This is a genomic window from Streptococcus pneumoniae, from assembly GCA_040719455.1.
In the GTDB taxonomy this organism is placed as follows: Bacteria; Bacillota; Bacilli; order Lactobacillales; family Streptococcaceae; genus Streptococcus; species Streptococcus pneumoniae_G.
Window position 1 is genome coordinate 1,083,077 of sequence record JBFDTN010000001.1, and the last position, 23,998, is coordinate 1,107,074.

At 41.5% G+C, this 23,998-nt stretch carries 22 protein-coding genes; 2 read left to right on the plus strand and 20 right to left on the minus strand.

Annotation, left to right across the window (positions count from 1 at the left end; genetic code table 11):
* Positions 1-5: 5 nt before the first annotated feature.
* From mltG to AB1I63_05260, 9 genes are all read right to left on the minus strand, one after another.
* Positions 6-1,643, minus strand: coding sequence for an endolytic transglycosylase MltG (mltG, locus tag AB1I63_05220; GenBank protein MEW4354286.1), 1,638 nt, complete (start codon positions 1,641-1,643; stop codon positions 6-8).
* Between the two features lie 80 nt (positions 1,644-1,723).
* Positions 1,724-2,218: an N-acetyltransferase gene (locus tag AB1I63_05225; GenBank protein ID MEW4354287.1), complete on the minus strand. Its 495-nt coding sequence runs from the start codon at positions 2,216-2,218 to the stop codon at positions 1,724-1,726.
* On the minus strand, positions 2,215-2,628 hold the full coding sequence (locus tag AB1I63_05230) for a GNAT family N-acetyltransferase (GenBank protein MEW4354288.1): 414 nt from the start codon (positions 2,626-2,628) through the stop codon (positions 2,215-2,217). Before AB1I63_05230 ends, AB1I63_05225 begins: the two co-directional genes overlap by 4 nt.
* Complete coding sequence (murC, locus tag AB1I63_05235) at positions 2,618-3,949, minus strand: UDP-N-acetylmuramate--L-alanine ligase (protein MEW4354289.1); 1,332 nt, start codon at positions 3,947-3,949, stop codon at positions 2,618-2,620. Before murC ends, AB1I63_05230 begins: the two co-directional genes overlap by 11 nt.
* Before the next feature lie 9 nt (positions 3,950-3,958).
* Complete coding sequence (locus AB1I63_05240) at positions 3,959-4,564, minus strand: cystathionine gamma-synthase (GenBank protein MEW4354290.1); 606 nt, start codon at positions 4,562-4,564, stop codon at positions 3,959-3,961.
* 53 nt (positions 4,565-4,617) lie between these two features.
* Positions 4,618-7,698, minus strand: coding sequence for a DEAD/DEAH box helicase (locus AB1I63_05245; GenBank protein ID MEW4354291.1), 3,081 nt, complete (start codon positions 7,696-7,698; stop codon positions 4,618-4,620).
* A 102-nt stretch (positions 7,699-7,800) separates the two neighbouring features.
* Positions 7,801-8,403: a DUF1648 domain-containing protein gene (locus AB1I63_05250; protein MEW4354292.1), complete on the minus strand. Its 603-nt coding sequence runs from the start codon at positions 8,401-8,403 to the stop codon at positions 7,801-7,803.
* Positions 8,390-8,668, minus strand: coding sequence for an autorepressor SdpR family transcription factor (locus tag AB1I63_05255; GenBank protein ID MEW4354293.1), 279 nt, complete (start codon positions 8,666-8,668; stop codon positions 8,390-8,392). The genes AB1I63_05250 and AB1I63_05255 overlap by 14 nt, the downstream gene beginning before the upstream one ends.
* Positions 8,669-8,808: 140 nt before the next feature.
* Positions 8,809-10,377, minus strand: a complete 1,569-nt coding sequence (locus AB1I63_05260) for a DEAD/DEAH box helicase (protein ID MEW4354294.1) — start codon at positions 10,375-10,377, stop codon at positions 8,809-8,811.
* A gap of 290 nt (positions 10,378-10,667) precedes the next feature.
* On the opposite strand from AB1I63_05260, the gene AB1I63_05265 reads away from it, so the two are divergent.
* A complete protein-coding gene (locus AB1I63_05265; GenBank protein ID MEW4354295.1) occupies positions 10,668-11,291 on the plus strand; it encodes a hypothetical protein in 624 nt (207 codons plus the stop codon).
* A 39-nt stretch (positions 11,292-11,330) separates the two neighbouring features.
* On the opposite strand, the gene AB1I63_05270 is transcribed toward AB1I63_05265, so the two are convergent.
* The 4 genes from AB1I63_05270 to AB1I63_05285 form a co-directional block, all read right to left on the minus strand.
* Complete coding sequence (locus AB1I63_05270) at positions 11,331-12,239, minus strand: magnesium transporter CorA family protein (protein ID MEW4354296.1); 909 nt, start codon at positions 12,237-12,239, stop codon at positions 11,331-11,333.
* Between the two features lie 23 nt (positions 12,240-12,262).
* Positions 12,263-12,874 carry a YitT family protein gene (locus AB1I63_05275; protein ID MEW4354297.1) on the minus strand — a complete coding sequence of 204 codons (612 nt, stop codon included), beginning with the start codon at positions 12,872-12,874 and terminating at the stop codon, positions 12,263-12,265.
* A gap of 8 nt (positions 12,875-12,882) precedes the next feature.
* Complete coding sequence (locus AB1I63_05280; protein MEW4354298.1) at positions 12,883-13,263, minus strand: PH domain-containing protein; 381 nt, start codon at positions 13,261-13,263, stop codon at positions 12,883-12,885.
* A gap of 84 nt (positions 13,264-13,347) precedes the next feature.
* Positions 13,348-14,892, minus strand: a complete 1,545-nt coding sequence (locus AB1I63_05285) for a peptide chain release factor 3 (protein ID MEW4354299.1) — start codon at positions 14,890-14,892, stop codon at positions 13,348-13,350.
* A gap of 200 nt (positions 14,893-15,092) precedes the next feature.
* Here AB1I63_05285 and AB1I63_05290 point away from each other — a divergent pair, with 200 nt between their 5' ends.
* Positions 15,093-16,691 (plus strand): glycosyltransferase family 39 protein, encoded by a 1,599-nt coding sequence (locus AB1I63_05290; protein MEW4354300.1) that lies wholly within the window; start codon positions 15,093-15,095, stop codon positions 16,689-16,691.
* Positions 16,692-16,867: 176 nt separating this feature from the next.
* On the opposite strand, the gene AB1I63_05295 is transcribed toward AB1I63_05290, so the two are convergent.
* The 7 genes from AB1I63_05295 to AB1I63_05325 all read right to left on the minus strand — a co-directional run bounded on the left by AB1I63_05295 (position 16,868) and on the right by AB1I63_05325 (position 23,973).
* Positions 16,868-17,569, minus strand: a complete 702-nt coding sequence (locus AB1I63_05295) for a YwaF family protein (GenBank protein ID MEW4354301.1) — start codon at positions 17,567-17,569, stop codon at positions 16,868-16,870.
* 272 nt (positions 17,570-17,841) lie between these two features.
* Positions 17,842-19,212, minus strand: coding sequence for a UDP-N-acetylmuramoyl-tripeptide--D-alanyl-D-alanine ligase (murF, locus tag AB1I63_05300; GenBank protein ID MEW4354302.1), 1,371 nt, complete (start codon positions 19,210-19,212; stop codon positions 17,842-17,844).
* Positions 19,213-19,380: 168 nt separating this feature from the next.
* Positions 19,381-20,424: a D-alanine--D-alanine ligase gene (locus AB1I63_05305; GenBank protein MEW4354303.1), complete on the minus strand. Its 1,044-nt coding sequence runs from the start codon at positions 20,422-20,424 to the stop codon at positions 19,381-19,383.
* A 16-nt stretch (positions 20,425-20,440) separates the two neighbouring features.
* Positions 20,441-21,037 (minus strand): recombination mediator RecR, encoded by a 597-nt coding sequence (recR, locus tag AB1I63_05310; GenBank protein ID MEW4354304.1) that lies wholly within the window; start codon positions 21,035-21,037, stop codon positions 20,441-20,443.
* A 10-nt stretch (positions 21,038-21,047) separates the two neighbouring features.
* Positions 21,048-23,099 carry a penicillin-binding protein PBP2B gene (gene pbp2b / locus AB1I63_05315; GenBank protein ID MEW4354305.1) on the minus strand — a complete coding sequence of 684 codons (2,052 nt, stop codon included), beginning with the start codon at positions 23,097-23,099 and terminating at the stop codon, positions 21,048-21,050.
* A gap of 262 nt (positions 23,100-23,361) precedes the next feature.
* Positions 23,362-23,574 carry a hypothetical protein gene (locus AB1I63_05320; GenBank protein MEW4354306.1) on the minus strand — a complete coding sequence of 71 codons (213 nt, stop codon included), beginning with the start codon at positions 23,572-23,574 and terminating at the stop codon, positions 23,362-23,364.
* 12 nt (positions 23,575-23,586) lie between these two features.
* Positions 23,587-23,973, minus strand: coding sequence for a hypothetical protein (locus AB1I63_05325; protein ID MEW4354307.1), 387 nt, complete (start codon positions 23,971-23,973; stop codon positions 23,587-23,589).
* Positions 23,974-23,998: the final 25 nt, after the last annotated feature.

Here is a 23,998-nt window from a genome sequence, read left to right on the forward strand (position 1 = left end):
GTTTCTTATTGCAATTTACTGTTTACATGCTCTTGAACATTTTTCTCATGCTCTTCATAGGTATTGGCAAAGTAAACAGTTCCAGTAGATACATCTGCTACAAAGTAGAGATAGTCTGATTTATTTTGATTTACTGTCGCATCAATCGCTGCCTTACTTGGACTATCCACTGGTCCAGGCATTAGACCTGTTCTGTTGTAGATGTTAAATGGAGAGTCGATATTGGTATCAATTCCAGCATCTTCTGCCAAGGTTGTCTTTTGACCAAGTTTACCTTGGGCATACAAAATCGCAATATTACTTTGTAATGGCATACCTTGGTTGAGACGATTGTAGAAGACACCTGCAATATCTTTTCTGTCTTTATCTGTCGAACCTTCTTTTTCTACGAGTGACGCTAAGGTCAACACATCATTAACTGTCAAGTTTTTAGCAGCTAATGTGTCGTAGTAGGCTGACATGGTCTGATCCATAGCAGCCAGCATTTCATCAATCAAGCTTTCAGCTGTCGTCTCTTCTTTGATTTCATAAGTCGCTGGGAATAGATAGCCTTCTAAGCGATATTTCACTCCACTTTCCTTAGTTGGAAGTGTTGCTAGAAGAGTTGGATATTTTGCAACTTCTTGCGCGATAAAGGCTTCATCTTGAACTTTTGCTAAAAAGTCCGCAGAGCTAATCTTACCACTTGCATCTTTCAAATCAGTAATGACTTGCGCCATTTGGTCAATCGTATAACCTTCTGGAATAGTTAATTTAGCAAGAGCTGGAGTTACCGCTTCTTCTGTACCACCTTCTTGAAGGGCTTTTGCGATACTATCGGTATCCATGCTCTTCTTCAGATTGTAGAATCCAGATTTGAACGAAGCGTAGTTTTTAAACTTCGTATAGAAATTAAAGACTTGAGCATTTTTAATCAAACCAGCTTTTTCAAGAATGCCTCCAATTTCTTTGGTGCTTGATCCCGCTGGTACTTCTACCGTCACAAATTCTTTACTAGCTGCATCAACTGGCTGCAAAGCATTGTGAACATAATAGGCAAAGAAAGCACCTGTTGCGATAATCGCAATAGTTAAGAGAGCAAAAACAGTTCCAACAATCTTTTTCGCGACATTGTTTTGACGTTTTTTCTTGGTTTCTTTGGCTGCACGTTCCATTCTAGAAACAGCTTTTTCAGCTGGTTCTAGCTCTTTTAGTGCACCTGTTGGAATCGGTTCTTTAACTTCGATTCCATTTGAAGTGATTTCTCGTCCATCACCTTTATAGGAAACAGATACTGGTGTTTTCAAGGTATTGTAGTCCTTGTCATACACTTCTAGATCTAGAGTCGGTTCTGGCTCAACAACTGGCTCAAGAGAAGGTTCTGCTTCCTCTTTTGCTGGAGATACAAACTCAATCGTTTCGGTTACGATCGGTGTGTCCCACTCTTCTTCTGCCTCTGGCTCAGAAACTGGCTCCATCTCTTCATTTTCTGCTGTTTCTATTGGATGAGGCTCTTGTAAGAAATTCGCAATTCCTAATTTCTCTTCAAGATTTCCAACTTCTTCTGGTTTTTCGGGCAGTTCATTCCCCTTAGCTCTTGCCAAATCTCGCAAAATCTGCTCTTTGAAACTTAGCTTTTGTGTATCTTGTGAATTATCAGACAAATGCCTGTCCTCCTTGTTTATAATCCTCACTATTATATCTTAAAAGCAAAATAAATGCAATATTAGAGGTCTTCTCCCCCTTATTTTTCAGGCTCCCAGACCAAATCATACCAAATTTCTCCAGCATACTGAGAATAAGAGACCCCTTCATTGACAAAGCCGTGCCGTTCATAGTAAGCAATTAAATAGTCGTGGCAAGTGAGATTGATTCCTAAGCGCCCGTCTTTTTGAGCGACTTCTTTCATAGCATTAAGCAAGGCTTTCCCCACTCCCAAGCCCTGTGCTTGAGGAGAAATAGAAAGACTCGTAATTGAAATGTAGCCCCCAACATGCTCACTCTCGTCAATTACTTCTGTCGTAAAGGACAAATCTTTGAGGTGACGCTCTGCCTGCACAGGTCCTTCAAGATAGCCTAGAAGCTCTCCTTCTTGCTCTGCCACCAAAAAACTGGTCTTGCAATGCTTGATATGCGCCTCTAGCACTTCTTGGCTCATCGCTTCATCTGCACTGAAATTTTCTAGCTCGATTTTGACAATAGCTGCCAAATCTTCTACTCTTGCTTGCCTAATCCTCACTCTAGCCTCCTATACGGATTTGTCCATAACATACGGATCTCGAAAGACTCCTCATAAACCTCTAGCTGAAAACCATTCATAGAAAAGAAATGTTCCTCTCCGTGAGGGGTAAGAATCAATCCTTTCCACTGATTTGCTACTGCTTCTTCTTTTACAGCTGCAAGGAGTAAAGTCCCAATCCCTTGGCGCTCATATCGAGGCATCACTCCAAGGCGCTTTATCTCAAAGAAATCATCTGAGTTCTGCCCTAATAAGAAGGCACACGACTCTCCATCAAGAGTAAAGAGAAAGGCGATTGTTTCCTCAAAAGTTTCTGCTTCTAGTAGCCTATCTGCGAAAATCAAGCTATCTAATCGCTTGATTTCTTCCCAGTCTGTGACTTTTTGAATTGAGAAATTCTTATTGAACATTGCTGGTCAAACTTGCCAAGAGTTGTTCAAACGAATATTCATAGGTCTGAATATCCCCTGCTCCCATAAAGACATAGACAGCATCTTCATGCTCAAGAAGCGGAGAGACATTATCCACCGTGATAACTTCAGCTTTTTTGATAATCTTATCTGCCAAGTCTTCAACTTTCACATCCCCATTATCCACTTCACGGGCAGACCCATAAATTTGAGCCAAATAGACAGCATCCGCTTGATTGAGTGCTTCCGCAAACTCATCTAAAAGCGCAATCGTCCGTGTAAAGGTATGCGGTTGGAAAATCGCGATAATTTCCTTACTTGGATATTTCTGACGAGCCGCATCCAAGGTCGCAATGATTTCTGTTGGATGGTGGGCAAAATCGTCAATAATCGTTGTTCCATTGACAATTTTTTCAGTAAAACGACGTTTCACACCTTCAAAGGTAATGAGATGTTCACGCACCAAGTCCAAATCAAAGCCTGCCACATATAGCAAGCCAATGACTGCTGTGGCATTCATGATATTGTGACGACCAAAGGTTGGAATCTTAAATTCGCCTAAGTCTTCGCCACGGAAAGAAACTCTAAAGCTTGAACCTGTCGTTGCGCGCAACAAATCATGGGCAACTAAATCATTTCCTTCTTCAAAGCCATAATAGTAAATTGGAGCATTTGCTGTAATCTTACGCAACTCCTCATCTTCACCGTAAAGAAAGAGTCCTTTGCTCACTTGCTTTGCATAGTCATCAAAGGCATGAAAAACGTCTTCTAAGCTGGTGAAGTAGTCTGGATGATCAAAGTCGATATTGGTAATAATCGAATACTCAGGATGATAAGGCATGAAGTGGCGCTCATACTCGTCTGATTCAAAGACGAAGTATTTGGCTTGACTAGAGCCACGTCCTGTTCCATCTCCAATTAAATAGCTAGTATCTGTGATATTAGACAAGACATGAGATAAAATTCCTGTTGTCGAGGTCTTACCATGCGCTCCAGCAACTCCAAAGCTAACAAAGTCACGCATGAAACTTCCTAAAAATTCATGGTAACGACGATACGGAATACCTACCTTATCAGCATAGGCGATCTCTACATTGTTATCTGGGCGAAAAGCATTTCCTGCGATGATTTCCATATTATCTGTGATATTTTTCTCATCAAAAGGAAGGATCGGAATGCCTGCCTGCTCAAGACCTCTTTGGGTAAAATAATATTTTTCAACGTCGCTCCCTTGAACCTTGTGTCCCATTTGGTGCAACATAAGGGCAAGCGCACTCATTCCTGAGCCCTTAATCCCTATAAAATGGTAAACTTTTGTCATAATATCTCCTTATTTTTTCTCAAAACGAGTTAGATTTAACTCTTGGGCATGTCCTTGTCCACGTTTTGTCTGTTTGATTTCTGGGTTATAAATCTGACTTTTTTTCAAAAAATCATAGCTATTTTTACTCTTTGAAGAGGCTTCCTTAGTGGATTGTGACTTCTCCTGTGGAAGATCTGCTAAGATATAGCTCTTTTGCTTTAATTTTGTGCCATACTTGGCAAATTCACCTGGTTTTTCCTTCTGAAAAGGAGCGGTTGGTTTTACTTGATGATGCTTTTTTGCAGTATCTCGCTTGTTAAAGCCGTGGGATTTACTGGGCATAGGGCTCGTCAAATAAGCCGCTGAACGTTTCTTTTTTAAATCTTCACGCGCTTGTTCACGAGCTAATTCACCGTAGGTTTTTTGGCGTTTTTGGGATGTTTCTTGATTCAATGCAAACGAAGATGCAGCCTTACTACCATCTGCAATAGGTTCCCATTCTAGGTAATTTCGATCAGTATAGTCGCCCATGATGTTGCTGATCAAATCCTCTTCATTATACAGATTCATCGAGGGCATTTCTGTCAGCACGATGTCATCATCTGCCACGATTGGAAAAGTTTTTTCTCTCATTCGTCCAATTCCTTTCAACACTTCATTATAACCTATTGCACCAATTTTTCAAGTTATTCAGCTGAAATTCCTAAAATTTCTCGAATTTCGGCTACGCTAAGACTTCCTCTTGATTCGGTTCCATCTAAAATCGTAGATACCAAATGGCGCTTGTTTTCTTGCAATTCTTGGATTTTTTCTTCGATTGTGCCTCTTGTAATCATCCGATAGACTTCAACATTTCTATCTTGCCCCATACGATGGGCACGACCAATCGCCTGCGCTTCGACAGCTGGATTCCACCATAAATCGACCAAAATCACAGTATCTGCCCCTGTTAGGTTTAAACCAACTCCTCCTGCCTTTAGGGAAATAAGGAAAGCATCTTTTTCACCATTGTTAAAGGAGCGTGTCATCTCTTGGCGTTCCTTGGCTGGAGTAGAGCCTGTGATTTTAAAGGAAGACATGCCTAGCTTCCTCAATTCTTCCTCGACAATGTCCAACATCCCTCTAAATTGTGAGAAGATAAGGACACGGTGTTCACCGTCTTGTAATTGTTCCAATAACTGACGAAGGCTTTCTAATTTCCCACTTTCCCCTCTATAATCCTCTAAAAAGAGCGACGGCGTATCGCAAATCTGACGCAAACGCATCAGACCAGACAAAATTTCCATCTTGCTACGATTCAATTCCTCATCTGTTGCAAGCATGACCCTCTCCTGCATTTGCTTGAGCTGTGCCAGATAAATCGCTTTTTGACTATCTGCCAACTCATTACTATACACCACCTCAATCAAATCTGGCAATTCCTGCAAGACATCTTCTTTCTTTCTGCGCATGACAAAAGGCTGAATGTAGCGCGCCACTTGCTCAGCCGGCAATTTCAAAAAGTCTTTCTTACTTGGCAAAAGCCCAGGCAAGACAATCTGGAAAATAGACCAGAGTTCGCCCAAGTGATTTTCAATCGGCGTTCCGGATAAGGCAAAGGTCGTCCCCACATCAAAGGAGCGCAAATGCTGGGCAATCTTAGTCTGGGCATTTTTCATGACCTGCGCCTCATCTAAAAAGAGATAGTCAAAGCGTATTTTACTGTATTCTTCCACATCTTGGCGAAAAGACGCATAGCTGGTAATAACGACCTGATGGTTCTTTTCAATCAGGCTATCTCGCAAAGGTTTTAAGCCATAGACAACTGCCACATCAACTGTTGGAGCAAATTTCTTGAATTCATCTGCCCAGTTATAAATGAGACTTGATGGGGCTAAAATCAAGACCTTTGTCTCTTCCTTGAGCTGACTGGTCAAAAAACTAATGGTTTGGAGGGTCTTACCCAATCCCATATCATCTGCTAAAATCCCCCCAAAGCCGTAGTGGTGAAGCATACTCATCCACTTGACACCTGTTTCTTGATAGTCACGCAAATCTGCTTTCACAGATAAGTTTGGCAGGGTGAATTCCTCTGGGTGCGTCAAATCGTGGGCGAGACTCTTAAACTCCGCTGAAAACTGAACCTTGTCCTGTCCTTGGAACAGCTCCGACAACTGATAGGCAGCGATGCGGTGCGTTTGTAAGACGCCGTCTTTTCCTTTTTTTGCCCGCAATCGCTGGAGAGTTTCGCTGATTTTTTTGGTTTCCTCATCAAAAACCAAAACCTTACCTGACTGGCTAACAAAGAAATTCTGCGAGCTAAAGAGAGCCTCTAAAGCATCATCCACTTCTCCCTTATCAATCATGTCAAAATCAAATCCGATATCCAGTAAGCTCCCATTGGTCGTCACGGTAATAGAGGGCTTTTCAATCTGATACAATCCCTCAAAACGCTCTGTCAGCTCAATCTGACCAAGAGCTTCAAAAGCAGGCAAAACCTCATGAAAGAAAGGATAGACCTCTTTTGCCTCCAAAGGCGGACGTAAACTTGAAAACTTGCCATCAAATCCTGCCAAGCGCGCCTGATCAAACACTCGCTGCTCCAAGTGAAAATCACTGGCAAAAGCAAGCCCTTCTAACTTCTCTTGATTGTCCACCACCACATCGCCATAATCAAAGGAAATCTCAAGCTTCAAGCGATGATCCTCTGCCACATCAAAGAAAAAGTGTGGCGTAAATGCTCGAATCAAAAGATTTTGTGGAGCCACTACTTGACCAACTTTACCAAATTCCAAAAGACTGGCGGCTAGTTTTGCTTGCTCTCCTCGGTCAAACTGCAAGCGTTTCTTGCCATCTTCATCGCTTGGTAATTCGCGAAGAGCTCTCACCATCCGCACCTGCTCTGGATTTAGCTGGTAAAAACCATTTCCATAAAAGAGAAATTGGTCCTCAAACAAGGATTTGACCTTCTCCTCTGTTATCGTCAATTCAAAGTAGGCTGGAAATTCTTGAACATCAAACTGATAAATCCCTGATTCTTCGTGCAAATCTTGAAAGGTCAACCACTCATAATCATAGACACTGTATTCCAAATGAAACTGCGTCAAATTCATCAAGAGAGTCAATCCCTCTTCAAACAAACTGGCTGGAAAATAGAGGTGCCGTCCACTATTTACAAAGATAAACTCAGCATCCGATAAGAGTCCTCTTAAAAAGGCAATCAAATCACGACTCGCTTCATCAAACATGGCTAGAGACAAGGGTTCGTAGTAGTTCTTGCCAATCTGATAGTGCCCTTCTTTTTCTAGAACGCCAAAAAAAGCCTTAATATCACGAACAACATAGGAGCGTTCATCAGGCAGACGGCTGATACGCAAAGTCCATAGGAAATTTCCCGAGTAAGTATCCTCCTGCCCAACAGCGGATAATTGGTAGATTTCCTCTACTGGCTCTGGTAAAATCTTATCTAAAAAAAGACTACCAAAAGACACCTTGCTATGGGTTTCTTCCGTATGAGATTGCTCGCTAGTAAGACTCTCAAGAAGCGCCTTTCCTTCTTCGTTGTTTTTCAGAAAATATTCCAATCCTGCTAAGTGAGCGCAGTAACCCTTTTTCTGAAAAAGATCACAGGCACAAAAAATAGCCTCATCTTCCAAACTATAACGAATCTGCTGATCCTCCACTCGGCTATAAATCATCTGATCTTTGACATCTACAATGTCAATTTTTCCATTTTCATAGAGGGCAATTCCTTCGGTGCGGATTTTCCCTGGAATCAATTTTGCCATAAGTACCACCTTTTATCAATCTCTTCATTATACCATACCTTGGCAGAAAAAGAACAATACTTCTCAAATATAAAAAAGATTTGATCGACATGACCAAATCTTTTACGAACGATAGGTTTTATAACCTTTATAAGCACAATACAAACTCCAGAAAATCGCTGAAATCGTAAAGAACACCAAAACAACTATGGATACAAATGGTTCAAAAAATAGACTAATGAGAAGCGCTATGGCACCTCCTATGAAAAGATAGGCAGATTTTTTACGAAGCTCTAAGCTTTGCGTTCCTGCCACTCCTGCTGCATCTTTTGGCATGTAATTGCCCATCACCAGATACAATCCCGCTAACAGAGCTACAACCAGCCTTCGATAATCCAGTTGATTACCCAAATTTGCTAATAAGATACTTACCGTAACAAAGGTCAAAATGATAGGCATGATCCATTTGATAAGCTTGATAACAGGAATACGGCTGCTGTTCGTCACATCAAGCATGATGCATAAGAAAATATGACATAAGAATACCATCACTGGAGTAACTATAAGCGCCATCCATTTGCTACTGGTTCCATTTACCTGATTGTCCATGCCAAAATGGGTCTGTAACACATCTGGCAACTGTCCGTAGTAAATAAACACAAGAATAAGTGGTATCAAAAATATATTACTGGTTACAAGAAGCATTTTCCAATCAATTTTTTTCATCTTTTTCCCCTCCAAAGCTGGCAATCCAGACCAGCACTTCTTCAAATACAGTATAGTTGAGTCGGTAGTAAATAAAGTTTTTCTGCTTTTCTTCTAAAATGAGACCTGATTTTTTCAGGACAGACAAGTGATGTGAGACCGTAGCACCACTCAGCTGAAAGAGCTCCACAATCTCACCTGCAGACTTAGGACCCAACTTTAAACTATCCAAAATCTGCCTTCGAATCGGCGCCGAAATCGCCTTTAAGGTTTCTGATAAGCCCATATTGTCTCCTTTCACTTTCTATTTAGAAATATTTCTAAATAGAATTTTACTCTTTTTGTTCACGGAAGTCAAGAACTATTTAGAAAAAAATCGAAATAGATAACAAAAAAGAAGAGATGTCAACATCTCTCCTATATTTTCTACTTATCTCCTTTATTGCGAATGACAAATCCTGTCTTTTTCTCGCTTGAGATGCGTTTGCGTGGTTTTTTGTTGTCTTTTCCGAAACGGTCGCGGTCATTGGTGCGGCGTTTCTCTTTGTAATCTCTGCGACCACCGCTACGACGGTCATCTCCACGACGATTGTTAGATGATGAGCGTCCACCTTTACCAGACTTGCCACGGCTACCGCCTTTGTCACCTGGGATGTATTTGAACGGCAATGGTTTTTCACGTGCAATTTCCACTTCTGGCATTGACTCTGGGTCTTGCACCGTCAAGCTCAAGATATACATAGCCAATTCTTCTGGTGAAAATTCGCTAGCCAATTTAATAGCATCCTTGCCGAATTTAGCAAAATTCTTACGGATGTTTTCATCTGCGAAATCACGTTCAATTTTTTTAAGCGCAATTTTTTTCTTAGCCTGGAAAGCCTCTTCTGCTGTCGCAGGCTTCATGCCTGTCATACGCTTCTTAGTCAAATCCTCAATAATCTTGAGGTAGCCCATTTCATTTGGTGAGACAAAGGTAATCGATTGACCAGATTTTCCAGCACGCCCTGTCCGACCGATACGGTGAACATAGCTTTCAGGATCTTGTGGAATGTCGTAATTATAGACATGGGTCACCCCTGAAATATCCAATCCACGAGCCGCAACGTCTGTTGCTACAAGGACATCCAGACCACCTGTCTTGAAATCACGCAAGACACGCAGGCGCTTGTTTTGATCCAAATCTCCATGAATCCCTTCTGCACGGAAGCCACGGATTTTCAGACCACGAGTCAATTCATCGACACGGCGCTTGGTCCGACCAAAGACGATTGATAATTCTGGCTGATCCACATCCATAAGTCGCGTCATAGTGTCAAATTTTTCTTGTTCCTTAACACGGATATAGTATTGATCGACCAATTCTGTCGTCAATTCTTTTGCCTCAATCTGCACATGCTCAGGATTTTTCATGAATTGAACACCGATGCGTTTAATCGGAGCTGGCATAGTTGCTGAAAAGAGAAGCGTTTGACGTTCTTCTGGAACTCGAGAGATGATTGATTCGATATCTTCCAAGAAGCCCATGTTGAGCATTTCATCTGCTTCATCGAGGATAAGAGTTTCTACATGGTTGAGTTTCAATGCCTTGCGCTTAATCAAATCTAAAAGACGACCAGGTGTACCCACTACGATATGAGCGCCAGATTTGAGCGCCTTAATTTGCTTTTCAATGCTTGAACCACCATAAACGGAGCGGACTTTAACACCCTTGCTACGACCGAAGCGAAAAAGCTCTTCCTGACTTTGAACGGCTAATTCCCGCGTTGGGGCAATGACCAAGGCTTGAACGGTCAATTCCACAGCGCGGATTTTTTCAAGAGTTGGCAGACCAAAAGCTGCTGTTTTTCCTGTCCCAGTCTGGGCCTGACCAATCACGTCCTTACCCGCAAGGGCAAGGGGAATCGTCTTTTCTTGAATCGGACTTGCCTCCACAAAGCCCGCGGCATCAATCTCTGCTAGCAAGTCAGCAGATAACTGTAATTCATTAAATTTCATATTCTTCTTTCTAAGTTGGAAAAATCCAACATCACCAATGGGACCTCAGCCCTCATCTAAAAAATAAAAACCGTCTAAGTAGGACAGGTTTTTTTAGACATCACTCTGGTGCAAGAAGTGGAGCTTATTTCCCAATATATACAATTTCGTTGCATGCAACTTCTCTAGTATAACACAATTCTCAGAAATAGATAGCTTTTTATCTATGATTTCTGTAAGATTACGTTTCCAAACCTTTTGACAGGCAGTCAATGATATAGTATAATGCCTAAAAATAGAAAGGAAAATCCATGAAACGTCAACACAAATCAAACAAAAAAGGACGTATTCTACGTCGCCTCACCATTTTTCTAATCTTAGTCCTTGCAGGAGCTGCCTTTCTCTATCACAATGGCAATGTCTCTGGTAAATGGCACAGTCCTCATTTAGAAAAGCTTGCTCAGCAAAAAATTCAAGAAGAATGGAATCAACAAGTCTCAGGTCTTGGTACAGAACTTGATCTCACAAGTCTCTTAAAAGAGCAGCAAGTCGTCTTAGAAGTCAAGGAGGACAAGGCTGTCTTATCACTCACAGCTTCGATTGATAAATCTGCTCTCCTATCAAGTCTTGGGATTTCGTCAGATTCGTTTCTTACAGAAACCCTGACTGCGACGCTTGAAGAGGCCATAGTAGCTACCTTAGACAATCAAGGCATTGCCTATGATACAAAAACAGGAACTCTCTCTACCATGCTTTTTGAAGGAAAAATCAATCCTCTTTTACACATCATTACGATTGAAAAAATCAACACTGCTTCTTGGGCAGGATTAGCATCAAGCGGGCTCAAAGAAGGTAGTATCATTCCTTACTGGAAAATGGGATCTACCATCTCCTTTGCAGGAAATAGCGACTATCTATTTGATAAGCTTCCTTAAATATGAAAAAGAGTTGAGCAACTGCTCAGCTCTTTATTTCTATCGTTTATTCGCTACCCATTTTAAGAGTTGGGCCAGGACAATCCACAACACCGCACTTAAAATAATGATATACATCCATGCATGATCATCATTAGTCCAAGGAAGGGGCACATTCATCCCAAAGAATCCTGTAATGACTGCAATAACGGCAAGAAGGATAGAGATAATGGTCAAAATGGTCAGATTATCATTTAGATTATTGTTCAAGATATTATTGTAAGAACTGGATAATTGCTGCAAAACCTGCGACACCAAGTCTGTCATAGCTACCAACTGGCGAGCTTCAATCATGGCATCGTCAAACTGTTCATGCTCAATAGCATCAAATCCACGGTAAATTGCATGTCCCTTGATATGCTCTAAGAGCATGAGGTTTTGCTTAGCAGCAGCAAGGAGATAAACCATGCTGGTTTCCAAGTCTGAAAGAGCAAACAAATGTTGTTTAGTTGTCTTTTGCCGCAATAAACCATTAATCTCATCCTTGGTCTTATCTATCTTTTCAATCAGAGGATAATAAGAATGACTAATCAGCTCAAGACTGGCAAAAAGGAATTTATAAACCGAAACAGGCTCATGGTGCTCAATATAGCGAGCCATATTTTGCGCCACATAAGCATTGTCTTGATCGGTAATGGTAATTAAGCGATTGTCTTGGACGATAAAGGTCATGGGAATGGTTTCGTAGTGCTCTTTTTCTTTCTCCAAATCTAGGACATTGTAGATAAAGACCATTGTGCCATCTTCTCGATTGTAGTCCATGTGCGCTCGTTCGTTCTTGTCTAGCGCATACTCAATCGTCTCTTGGTCAATCCCATATTTTTCATATTCCTCAGGCACTTGATCAAGCTTTTTAGCATCCAGATTGATCCAAGACATCCCATGTTTCAAACTTTTTTCAATAAACATCTCTCTCCCTAGCGTGGGTATTCTTAGAATTCCACGATGTCAAGCTTTTTTCTCTTAGCAGCCAAGACAAGGACTAAATCCAAGGTACGGCTAATAATCACAATCATAATCAGTGTATAAAGAGTCTTGAGCCAACCAATTTTAAAGGCAAGCGGTGTAATCACCAGAATGTCAATAGCAAGAATGACCGTTGACACTTTCCAGCCCCAATATTTCTCACATAAAAGGGCAATAATATCACTTCCTGCGGTCGTACCTTGTCCCAAAAGCACCAAGGCAATCCCAATCCCTGTCAAAATACCTGCTGGAATCATAGCGATATAAGGAACCTGATACCAGCCTTGTAAAAACTGAGTCCACTCCAAGCTCAAGGACATGGTCACAATGGACAAAAGAGTGTAAATCACTCGTTTGCCATCTAAAAATGTATAGGCTAGTCCAAGTAAAAGTGCATTAAACACAAAACTGCTAACAGCCACATTCCACCCAAAGACATAGTAGAGCAGCAAGGTCAGTCCTGTAATGCCACCTTCGCCAAATTCATTGGAAATCACAAAAAGATTAATGTTCATACCAAAGAGAACGGAACCTAGAATGACCAACAAGATATTTTTGATTTCTTCTTTTTTCATCATCTCTTTCTTTAGCGTAACACAGCTTCAGCCAGTGCCTGTTGAATGGCAATCACGCTCTTATCACTCTTGAATTGCAGGGTTTCTGCAGGCTCCATGCTGGATGAAATCCAGATTTTCAACTCCGCATCTAAGTCAAAATGTCCAGATGTTTCCACTTCAAAACGAGAAATGGAGCGATAGGGAATGGACTTGTAGGAGGTTTTCTTTCCTGTCATTCCCTGCTTGTCTACCAAAATCAAGCGTTTATCCGTAAAGACGATTAAATCACGAACCAAGCTAAAGGCTGAGGTCACTTCCTCAGTCGAAAGTAATACGGCTTCAAGCTGTGCTTCTACTTTTGTGGTATCAGTTTGGGCAGCATTGCCCATCAAGCCAGAAAAAATTCCCATGTTTTTGTTATCATCGTTCAGCTTTTCATTAGCCAAGACGCATGCAATGCATCATCAATAAAAACTGAACGACTATACTCCTTTCTACATTTTTTCTTCGAGTACTACATCTGGATACTTGTCCGCAAACCAGCGGAGGGCAAAGTCGTTTTCAAAGAGGAAAACAGGATGATCAAAGCGGTCTTTAGCAAGGATATTGCGGCTAGACGACATACGTTCATCCAACTGCTCCTCAGAAATCCAGCGTACCGTCTTTTTGCCCATTGGTGTCATAACCACTTCTGCATTGTACTCGTTTTCCATGCGGTGTTTGAAGACTTCAAACTGGAGTTGACCAACCGCACCCAGCATATACTCACCTGTCTGGTAATTGGTATAGAGCTGGATTGCCCCTTCTTGCACCAACTGCTCAATTCCCTTATGGAATGATTTTTGTTTCATGACATTTTTAGCTGATACTTTCATGAACATTTCAGGTGTGAAGGTCGGTAGTGGTTCAAATTCAAACTTGTTCTTACCGACTGTCAACGTATCTCCGACTTGGTAAGTCCCAGTATCATAGACCCCGATGATATCGCCTGCTACGGCATTCTCCACATTCTCACGCGCCTCAGCCATAAATTGGGTAACGTTTGACAGCTTGGCTTTCTTGCCAGTCCGTGTCAGATTGACATCCATACCACGCTCAAATTCACCTGATACGATGCGGACAAAAGCAATGCGGTCGCGGTGTCGAGGGTCCATATTGGCCTGGATTTTAAAGACAAAGCCTGAAAAGTCATTCGTTAAAGGCTCAACGAGTTCTCCGTCTGTTTTCAAATGTCCATGCGGTTCTGGAGCAAATTGCAAGAAGGTTTCAAGGAAGGTCTGCACGCCAAAATTAGTCAAGGCAGAGCCGAAGAATACTGGAGTTAATTTACCTTCTAAAATCGCTTCTTCTGAAAATTCGTTTCCTGCCTCGCTCAAAAGCTCAATATCTTCTAACACTTGCTCATAAAATGGATTGCTACCAAAGAGGGCTTCTCCCTCATCAAAGCTCGCAAAACGCTCCTCGCCACGGTAAAGCTCCAAGCGTTTATTGTGTAGGTCATACAAGCCTTCAAACGATTTTCCCATACCGATTGGCCAGTTCATCGGAAAACTTGCAATCCCAAGGATCTCTTCTAGTTCTTGCAAGAGATCAAGCGGTTCCCGACCGTCACGGTCTAGCTTGTTAATGAAGGTAAAGACTGGGATATTGCGGTGTTTGACAACCTCAAATAGTTTTTTAGTCTGTGCCTCAATCCCCTTGGCTGAGTCAATGACCATGACTGCAGCATCGACCGCCATAAGCGTCCGATAGGTATCTTCTGAGAAGTCCTCGTGCCCTGGGGTATCAAGGATATTGACGCGCTTGCCGTCATAGTCAAACTGCATAACCGAAGAAGTCACCGAGATTCCCCGTTGCTTTTCAATGTCCATCCAGTCAGACTTGGCAAAATTTCCTGTCTTTTTCCCCTTAACCGTACCAGCCTCACGAATTTCCCCACCGAAGTAGAGCAACTGCTCGGTAATGGTCGTTTTCCCCGCATCCGGGTGGGAGATAATCGCAAAGGTGCGGCGTTTTTTAATTTCATCTTGTAGTGTCATCTGTTTCTCCTTGTTTATGATTGGCTTATTTTCTTCTTCATTTACTTCCTACATTGGACAGCTCCTTTTTTCTAACCCATCTAGTATAGCTAATTTTAGCTATTTTTTCAATGATTTCAGTAGATTTCTCCTAGCGCATTTGGTCCTCTTGGCAAAATATGATACAATAAGCTAGATTTCTTTAGAAAGGCTAGGATAAAATGGTATTGTCAACGGCTAAACACAAAACAACTAGAAGGCTGAAACAAGTATCTCGTAAAACCAGCAGATTTCTCTTTCAAGTGGGTATTATCACCGTGATTGCTCTTGCTGGAGTGATTCTAAGCGTGCTAGGTCTCCACAGTTTGCTCATGCGCACCTATATGCCCATGAGCATTGCAGAAGTCGCTCAACTTCAACCTACATCTCCTTGGGTTTACGCTCTAGCACTCCTCTTTTTCTTGCTCCTTTGGGGTTTTCGTCCTATCCTTCAAAAAAGCAAACCGTGGCAAATTTTTGCCATTTGTGGTAGTATATACGCCCTTTTAGGGCTGCACTTGATTTTCCATGTGGATCCTCAGCTACGAGCGGATGCCAAGCATGTTTTTCAAGCCGCTCTGCAGTTTAATCAAGGAAATTTCACTTCTCTGACCAAGATAGGGGCTTATCTTTATCGCAATCCACATCAGCTAGGTTTGGTTTCTCTCGAACGCTTTTACGCTATGCTCTCCACCAGTCCTCGCTTGATTTTTCTCATCAATCTTGCACTTGCTCTAGCCAGCCATTTTCTCATCTATAAAATCACGGAAGGCTTTACCCAAAGTAAACCAGTGCTCAATTACACGATTCTACTGAGCTTTTCCTTCTTTCCTGCTTTCTTTTTTATCCTCTTTGCTTACGGAACCATTCCGGGACTCTTTTTTTGTCTTCTTAGCCTTTATTTCCTAGAGCGATTTGAGAGAACAAAGACTTGGCATTCCTTGATACTCTCTAGCTTTTTCATTGGTCTTGCCTGCTTGATTCGCAATAATTACCAATTATTTGCCCTTACCCTCCTTGCCATACTCCTACTTTCTCTGCTAAAATCTTTCCACTGGAAAAAGATTCTAGCCATGAGCATGATCAGTCTATCACTCATTGCCATGCCAAAACTTCTTCATTCTTACTATGAAAAGGCAGCACAAACGACTATCGGAGAAGGGACTCCAAAAATTGCCTATATTACCATGGGACTCATGGACAGCCCCAAGCAAAAGTCTCTCGGTGGCTGGTACAACGCTTATAATACCCGCATTCTTCAGAAAAATAAATTTGACGAGAAAGCCGCTACCAAGATGGCAAAAAAAGACTTAAAACGTATCCTCAAAAAATTTCTCAAAGACCCCATCTATGCCTTTGTCTTTTTCTACCAAAAGGTGCTATCTACCTGGACTGAGCCAACTTTTCAGTCAATTTGGACAGGTCCGCAAGTCGAGAGAAAGCAATTCACCCACACGCCTCTCCTCCAAAGTATCTACGAGGAAAAATCAGGTTATTATTTCTTGAACAATCTTGGTTCTGCTATCTTGCTTCTATTTTACATCATTGTCGGATTTGGACTGTTATTCCAGCTATTTAAGGGAGCAGAGCCGATCCATCCCTTTGCACTTTCCTCACTCATCTTTTTCTTAGGAGGATTCGTCTTTCATTTCTTTTGGGAAACCAAGAGCCAGTATGTTTATATCTATATTCTCTTGCTCATGCCTTACTTTGCTTACTTTTTGGTCAACCTACAAGACTTTCTAAAACACTATAAAAACCGTAGAAAGAGTGACAAATAGTCGCTCCTGCTACGGTTTTTGTGTTTTTAAAATTCTAACTGGGCAAATTTCTTGCTGCTGACTCTAAAAAAATGAAGACATAGAAGATTTGACTATTCATACACCATTCTGAAAAATGTGTTCAGTAAAACAAGAAGCCAGCAAAAAAAGAGGAGGACACTCCCCTTGCTCACAATCTAATACTCCTCTAACTCCTCATTCCACTTTTGCTCTCCAACAGCTCGTGAAAGCTTGATTCCTTTGATAATGGCGCATAAAGCTACTGTAAAAACCAAGGTGATGATCAGGTAATTGAGCAAAAGTCCATGATTGCCAATCAAAGGTGGCTGGCGCAAAAAACCATAATCTCCGCCCGTTAAGACATCCACAACTAAAATGCCAAAATTTAACATAGCCGTGATTTCAACAATGCGACGCTTGGTTAAACGCAATTCTTTTCTTTGACGAAGATAGATCAAGGAAGATCCCAACAAGGCAACATGCCCAAAAATAAAAGAGAAAATCGTCACATGAAACCAAGAAAAAGGATCAAAAACAGGATAAAGCAAGGCTGCAATGGAGCCAAAGACCCCAACAGCTGCAAAATATTCCTTGTAAAGCCAATCATCTGGCATGAGAAGAAGGGCAAACATAGCCATGCGACAATGATACAGAGGTAAACTTTCAGCCAAGGGCGTCCTCGTCCAGATATACCATCCATACAACGTCACTAACTGTACCACTTGCAAACTCTTGAAAAAAAGTAAACAAGACCGCTCTTTATAAAACTTCATCGCCCCATACATGACGCCCAGCAAGAGCAAAAGCAGCCACATATGATCCACAATCGTTAACTGCGGTGGTTCTGTCTTATAGGCTGTGAAAAATTCCTGTAACATAGCTATTCTCCCTCTCTATCTGCTACTTTTCTACATCTCTTTTCTGTGATATACCACATAAAAAATCGCTAACGACTCCTTGATAATCCCGATAAGACGGAAAAAGGCAGCCACTCAAACATGATCATTCTTCAATCTCTTGATTAGATTGACAGTCTTCGCTTCTCTTTACCAACTTATCTGACTAAATAAACTTCATAACACTTAAATATAAAATCCCTAATCAAATGAAGCCAATCAGCCTATATGCCTAAATACGCAAAATTATTTGATCATCTTCCACTTTCCAATTTTTCGACCAACTGGGCTAAATTCATGCTATTACTTCCTTTGAGAAGGATTTGATCAGCTGGCTGAAGCGCCATTGCTACACTCGCACACAACTCTTCAAACTCATCAATCTCCTCATCCTTGACAAAATAATAAAGGTACTTAGAATCAAAGATCTGACGCGCCTTATTATACAGAGCTGCCATATCTTTTCCGTATAAAAAGACATGAGAAATGACTTCTGGATCTAGACTTGCAATCATATCCGCATGCATGGTAGCTGACGCTGCACCTAGCTCTTTCATATCTGCTAGGACAGCGAGTTTTCTCCCTCCTTGATTCGTTGGAATGGTCGAAAAAGTTTCCAAAATCAAGCGCATGGCTGTTGGATTAGCATTGTAAACATCCGAGAGAATGTCCGCCCCATTATAGGCTTTTTTCCACTCTGTTCGATTGCGAGTCAAGCTCAAATGTGCAAATGCCTCCACAATCTCGTCCTCACTAACCCCCTCTTGTTTAGCAATATAGGCTGCCAACATAGCATTGGTCGCATTGTATTTTCCTGTCACAGGAAGCGTGATTTCTCTCTCCAACTGATTGCATGAAAATCGCAGACTTTCTTTTTCCTCCACCAAATCCTCTATATACAAATCGCCACCCGCACCAAAACGTAGCACTTGCTGCTCTTTTGGAAGATAAGGATCAACAATCTCATCTTTAGGCACCAGTAGCAAACCAGATTGTTCCATACCATCAGCAATCTGCATTTTTCCTTTGGCAATTTCCGAACGATTTTTGAAAAATTCTAGGTGAGCTTCTCCTACCAAGGTGACAATCCCTGCCTTAGGACGAGCAATCATGGACAACAAATGAATATCTCCCAAATGATCTTGCCCCATTTCAAGGACTAATTTTTCAGTATCATCTGGCATGTGAAGAATGCTATAAGGAAGACCAATCTCATTATTGTAGTTCCCTTGGGTTTTATAGGTTTTGAAACGAGCAGACAGAAGATGTGCCAACATATCTTTAGTCGTTGTTTTCCCGTTTGAGCCTGTCACGGCAAAAACATCGACTGCCATTTTCTCCACATAATACTGAGCTAGCTGTTGCATGGCTGCTAAGACATCTTCCACCAAAATATAAGGGACATCTAGCAATTCTTTTTCAGACAAGGTTGCAGCTGCTCCATTTTCAAAAGCAGTTGAGATAAACTCATGCCCATCTCGCGCTCCCTTTAGCGGCAAAAATAAATCGTCTTTCTCAATCAAACGGCTATCAAATTCTACTTTTTGAAACGCTACATCCTCAAATACCGTCACATCATTTTTAGCGCCCAACACACGCGCCACTTCATACAAACTTAATTTCATGATTCTCAACTTTCTAGCATATACTTCTTCCATTATACCACAGATAAAAGAGAGTATGGTCAATATAGTCATTTCGTTTTGATTTAGTGCGAAACAACGACGTCATACATTCAAACCAAATGATTATAAAAAGCAAAAAAGAGAGAGAACAAACGTCCTCAACTCCTTTTACAACAAATGATTTTCGCGTTTTGTGAAAGCTTCCTTGGCTAATTCCACCAAGCGCTCAATCAAATCTGGATAGCTAATTCCCATATTTTCCCACAAAAGAGGGTACATGGACCACTGGGTGAAACCAGGCATGGTGTTTAATTCATTCAAGAAAATAGCGCCATCCTTGGTATAGAAGAAATCACAGCGAGACAAGCCTAAGCCGCCTAGCGTTCGAAAGGCAAGCTCTGCATTCTTACGCATAGTTGCTGCCACTTCATCAGAAATCTTAGCTGGAATGTCCATGGTAATTTTATTATCAATGTATTTGGCATCATAGTCGTAGAAATCAACATCCTTGACCACTTCACCTGGAAGAGTACTTTTGACATCATAATTGCCAAGCAGTCCTACTTCAATCTCGCGCGCCTCCACACCTTGCTCGATAAGGACACGACTATCGTATTGAAAAGCAAGAGCAAGAGATTCCCGTAATTCCGCTTGATTCATCGCCTTTGAAATTCCAACACTTGAGCCCATATTTGATGGCTTAGTAAAGACTGGGTAAGTCAAGGTCTTCTCTACCTCGGCTAACTTTTCTTCCAAATCATCTCCTTCAAGAACCACCACATACGGCACTTGAGGAATGCCTACGGATTCTAGTACACGCTTGGTACTAATCTTATCCATGGCAACGCTTGAAGAAAGGACATTTGTGCCGACATAAGGCATTTTAAGGACTTCTAAGAAGCCTTGAATAGAGCCGTCCTCACCCATCGGACCATGCAGAACAGGAAAGACTACCGCATCTTTTTCATAGATATCACTTGGCTTGATTTCCTTGTCCCAATCAATGCTCTGATTGGTCATCAATTTCTCCTCAAGAGGCTCTTTGTCAAACTCCTGCGTCTTGATAAAATGCCCTTCTTTAGTAATAAAATAAGTCTTGACTAAAAATTTATCATAATTCACAGCTCGCATAACGCTTTCTGCGGATAAAACAGAGACTTCTCGCTCTGCACTACGCCCACCATAAAGTAGGATTAGAGTTTCTTTTACCATTGTTCTCTCCTTTATATTACAATTCTGTTCGGTTTTCAATCGCACGAAGCAAGGTCACTTCATCTGCATACTCAATATCAGAGCCAACTGCTAAGCCTCGTGCTAAGCGTGTGACCTTGATACCAGCCGGTTTCAAAACGCGTGAAATATACATAGATGTCGCTTCCCCATCTGCTGTCGCGTTTGTTGCGACAATGACTTCTGTCACCTCGCTATCCATCAAACGCTCAATCAAGCTCTTTAGATTGATGTCGTCTGGTCCAATTCCATTCATGGGTGAAATCAAGCCATGCAAGACATGATAAAGACCATGGTATTCTTGGATATTTTCCATAGCAGAGACATCTCTACTATCTTCGACAATCAAAATCGTCGTTTTGTCTCTCGTACTGTCTTCGCAAATCGCACAAGGATCATCGTCCGTCAAATTCCCACAAATCGAGCAGTAGGTCAACTCTCGCTTTGCTGAGAGCAAATTTTTGGCAAAATCATTGACATCATCATCACTCATCCCAATGGTATAAAAAGCAAGACGTGTCGCTGTTTTTATCCCAATGCCGGGAAGTTTTGAAAAGCTGTCAATCAATTTGGCTATCGGTGTTGGATAAAGCATAGATTCCTTTCTAATTCATGGGGTGTTTGGCTTGGTAGAGATTGATAATGTCCCGTGTAATGACATGACTCACCGTGGAGTTCAGATTGGTATTATGTGGAAAAACCACAGCTACTGCAATCTGAGGATTGTCACTTGGTGCATAGGCAACCACATTGGTATTGATCGCCTGCTCTCCACCATTGACGAAGGTTTCCGCCGTTCCTGTCTTTGCACTGATAGACACCGCCTCACCTGCTGCAATACTGCTTCCTGTCGTAAAGCCGCCGCCTCCATGTACCACTTGATAAAAACCTTGCTGAATCAAGTCCATATCCTCTTGGGAAATGGCAACTTTCCCCATTTCCTTGGTTTCAATTTTAGTAATCAAGTCGCCCAAGCCACCTGTTTCATTATTGCTATAAATTCCTTCAACCAAGCGAGGAGCGACTCGCACACCTCGATTAGCAACTGTCGCAGCATACTGGGCTAACTGCAGTGGAGTATAGTTATCAAACTGACCAAAGGCATTTGTCAAATAGTTAGCAAAAGTAAATTCTTTAGGAGTGAAGCCTTCTGACTCTCCTGGTAAATCAATACCTGTTGACGTTCCAAGGCCGTACTCAGCAAAGGTTGCCCGTAATTTTTTCATAGACGTATCAAGATTGGTTAAATCAATCTTCATATTGTCTGAATAAGGCGTTCCCATCATGTTTAGAGCCAGCTGCACCATATAGGTATTCGAAGAGTATTCCAAGGCTTCAACGGCTGTGATTGGTCGTGCGCCATACTGGGTGAACCATGATGTAATCGGATTGCCACCACCAAAACTGATCGGCTGATCAACCAAAACCTGATTGCCAGAAATGGCGCCGTATTCCCAACCAGCACTCAAAGTAGCTCCTTTGACCACAGACCCTGGAACAAAAACATTGGTAATGCTCCCTAGAGCGTCCGCCTTGATGTCCCCTTTTTCCAAATCATGCTTCATCCCTGCCATCGCAAGAACAGAGCCTGTATTTGGATTCATAGCAACAGCGTAAATCCCTTCGGAATAAGTAGCGTTTCCTGCTGCAATCTCAGAGGTCAAATAGTTTTTCAAAATCTCTTCTACTCCATTTTGAAAATCCAAATCAACACTGAGCTTGATATTCTCTCCTTTTTCTCCTTCAGCAATGGTATCTACACTTTCCAGATCTCCGTTTTTATCCAAATGCACTTCCTTAACCGCACGTTTCCCTTGAAGAGTTTCCTCATAGGTCTTTTCCAAATAACTCGTTCCCACACGGTCATTGAGCGAATAGCCTTTTTTCAAATACTCATCTGCCTCTTCAGCTGGAAGACCTGCTTTCTCACTAGAGACACTGCCAACAATCGATGCAAGGCTCGTGTCTAGGACCTTGCGATCCCAAGACATGGTCACACTAATTCCTGATAATTCCTTGCTATTTGCTGTCAAGCGAGCCACTTGCTCAGGACTTAAACGATCTGTCTCAAGCAGACCTGTCTGGAAATTCGCAACAGCATTCATCTGATTGAAAAGAAAAATCACCTTTTTCTCCTCATCTGAATAATGCAATTGCTGGGGATCCACACTATCCACCGCCGCTTTATAAACTTCACTTTCAGATAATTGGTTCCCATCGGTGTCCAAGCGTTTTTGTTTGGGCAGTTTTTCGACAACTTCCTTATAAACTTTAGGGTCTGCCAAGTAATAATCTACTTCCTGTCGCTCTGTGACATCCGCAGCCGTTACCGTGACAAAAGACAAGAGCTTCTCAGCTAATTCTTTCATATCAGCAGCCGTCATTTTATTGCTACGGGTGAAAGCAACAACCTGCCTGGTCGTATTTTCCACCAAGGGCTTGCCACTAGCATCATAGATCTGACCACGAACCGAACTATGTGTAACCTTAAGCTGACTTGCAGTTGCTAATTTTTTGATATAAAAATCTTTATTAGCCACCTGCATATAACCCAAACGTGCAATTAAAACCCCAAACAAGAGAATCACAATCCCAAAGAGTAGATTTAATCGCTTGGGAATGGATATGCTATCAAACTGACGTTTTTTCTTTGCCATACCTTCCTCATTCTTATTCTCTATCTCTTCTATTTTACCACAAAAACAAAAAAGCGAAGCAGATTTATTTCTTTGTTTCAGAATATACAACATATTTACAGAATCTTACAGTAGCAATCTTTTCTGGAAACAAATCTTTCACAAAATAACACGTGATAATCTGAAGAATGGATTCATAGACAAACAACATCTCAGGCTTTGGAATCCCAAGCAATATTGTACGAAACATATCATCAAGCAATCACAAATCCTGATTTCCCCCTTAACCAAAGAAAATCTTATAAGCTACCCACAGGGTGAATCCTAGAGCGCCTAAGAAAGAACCTATTTCAAACCCTTCATCACCAAGGAAAAGGTAACCGATACAGCCACAGATGAGGGAGATAATCTTGCCTACAAATATCATAATAAACAAGCCTATCATAGCTCCGAGCAAGCCCATGTAAAAGATATAACCAAATAACCAAACAATCATGTCAAAACCTTTCTAGCACTCAATCAGGTACAAGCATCCTAAGATTTTACCATTTTCAATATACTTCTTTCCAGACTTGAAGAATTTCCCTTTGTAGCCTTTTTTTCGTAAGGCTTCGGCGGTATGTCCAGATACAATGATGTTAAATTCTTCTAAGTATTTCAGCACCCCATCACAGTTCTCAAGCTCAAACTGCATAGACTTGATCGGTACTTTATTGATAACAGTATCTTCAATTTTCCCAATCAAGCGCAAAGGATTATAAACTGGAGAGGGTGGAAACGATACCACTTGACAACCTTTACCATCTACAATTTTATAAATGTTAATTGGATGCCCTGTTAGATTGACAAATTTCTTGGGTAGTTGTGTCTCTTGCTGCGTCGCTCTTTGCTCCATCTCTTTTCTCCTTATTGACACTGAT